At 71.8% G+C, this 1,911-nt stretch carries 2 protein-coding genes; one reads left to right on the forward strand and one right to left on the reverse strand.

Annotated features, from left to right (window positions below; genetic code table 11):
* Window positions 1-813: paraslipin (locus J5F18_RS18620; protein ID WP_346300012.1), on the forward strand; the 813-nt coding region annotated here is incomplete at its 5' end.
* A 35-nt stretch (window positions 814-848) separates the two neighbouring features.
* Here J5F18_RS18620 and zapE read toward each other — a convergent pair.
* Window positions 849-1,911 (reverse strand): cell division protein ZapE (gene zapE / locus J5F18_RS18625; protein WP_346300013.1); only part of this gene is annotated, 1,063 nt, incomplete at its 5' end.

Raw genomic sequence — 1,911 nt, forward strand, 5'->3', positions numbered from 1 at the left:
GCCATCACCAGCAGCGAGACGCGCATCGACCGCCGCGAGACGGTGATGGATTTCCCCGGCCAGCCGGTGGTGACCACCGACAACGTCACGGTGCGCATCAACGGCGCCCTCTACTACCAGATCATCGACCCCAAGCGCGCCGTCTACGAGGTGGAGAACATGAGCCAGGCGGTGGAGGTGCTGGCCAAGACCACCCTGCGCTCGGTGGTCGGCAAGATGGAGCTGGACAAGCTGTTCGAGTCCCGGGCCGAGGTCAACAACGAGATCCAGTCGGCCATGGAGGAGCCCGCCTCCAAGTGGGGGGTCAAGATCTCCCGGGTCGAGGTTCAGGACATCGCCATGCCCGAGGAGGTGGAGTCCGCCATGCGCCTGCAGATGGCCGCGGAGCGCAAGCGCCGCGCCACCGTCACCGAGGCCGAGGGCGAGAAGGCCGCCGCCATCGCCATGGCCCAGGGCCAGCGCGAATCGGCGATCCTCAACGCCCAGGGCGACAAGGAGTCGGCCATCCTGCGCGCCCAGGGCGAGCAGGAGTCGATCAGGCTGGTGCTCGGCGCCATCGGCGACGGCGAGGAGAACAAGCGCACCGTGGTGGGCTACCTGCTCGGCCAGAGCTACATCAAGGCGCTGCCGACCCTGGCCCAGGAGGGCGAGCGCGTCTTCGTGCCCTACGAGTCCTCCGCCCTGCTCGGCTCCATGGGCATGTTCCGCGAGCTGGCCGGCTCACCGGAAGACGCCGTGGCCCAGCACCTGCGCGGCGCCAGCCAGAGCGGCCTGCGCGGCGGCGTGGTGGGCGGCGCCGCCAGCGGCGGCTGAGGCCCGCCGCCCCCGCGACTCGGGCCGTCGTCGCCCTAGACGGCCCCGAAGCGCGCCAGCTGCATCTCCTGCAGGCGGCTCAGGGTGCGCCGGAACGGGAAGGCCAGATGGCCCTCGGGGTAGAGCCCCTCCAGCGCCACCGCGGCCTCCAGGTAGAGCGGCACCCGGCGGTCGTAGCACTCGTCCACCAGGGCGATGAAGCGCCGCACGCCGTCGTCCCGGCGCGACAGCGGCGGCAGCACCCGCTCCCCCGCCTCGACGCGGCTGACGCCATCCTCGGTTCCTCGGGCGATGCCGGCGGCGCGAGGCGTCTCGCTCAGGCGCGGCACCTCGCCGATCAGCACATGGGCGAAGCGGTCGACCAGGTCGATGAAGTCCAGGGCCGAGAGGGGCTGCTCGCAGAGCTGCGCGAAGCGGCACCAGACCACCGTCTCGCTGCGGCGCTCGACGGCAATGCGACGATGCCCCAGCTCGATGGGGGCGTCGTCGCGGGCCTCGCCCGCGCTCAGCCGCTCGAAGAGCCCCGGCAGGGCGCTGGGCCGGCCGGGCTCGGCGACCCAGTAGCGCGGGTGGGAGGCGCCGGGATGCAGCCGATGGTCCTGGCCGCCATCCAGCTCCACCACCCGCATCTGCTGCTCGATGGCGGCGATGGCCGGCAGGAAGCGCTCGCGGTTGAAGCCATCGGCATAGAGCTGCCGGGGCGGCTGGTTGGAGGTGCAGACCAGCACCACCCCCTGCGCGAAGAGGGCCGTCAGCAAGCGGCCCAGCAGCATGGCGTCGGCGATATCGCTGACGAAGAGCTCGTCGAGGCACAGCACCCGCACCTCGCCGGCCAGTTCACGGGCCAGGGCCGCCAGAGGGTCGGCGGTACCGCGCAGCTGGAACTGGCGTCGGTGCACCCAGCGCATGAAGTGATGGAAGTGCTGGCGGCGGGCCGGCACCCGCAGCAGCCGATGGAAGTCGTCCATCAGCCAGGTCTTGCCGCGCCCCACCGGGCCCCAGAGATAGACGCCCGGTATTGCACCGCCCTCCTCCCCGCCATGCAGGGCCTGGAAGCAACTCTCGAGCCTGGCGGCCGCCGCCTGCTGGGCGGCGTCC

It is taken from the genome of Halomonas sp. BM-2019 (assembly GCF_017584085.1).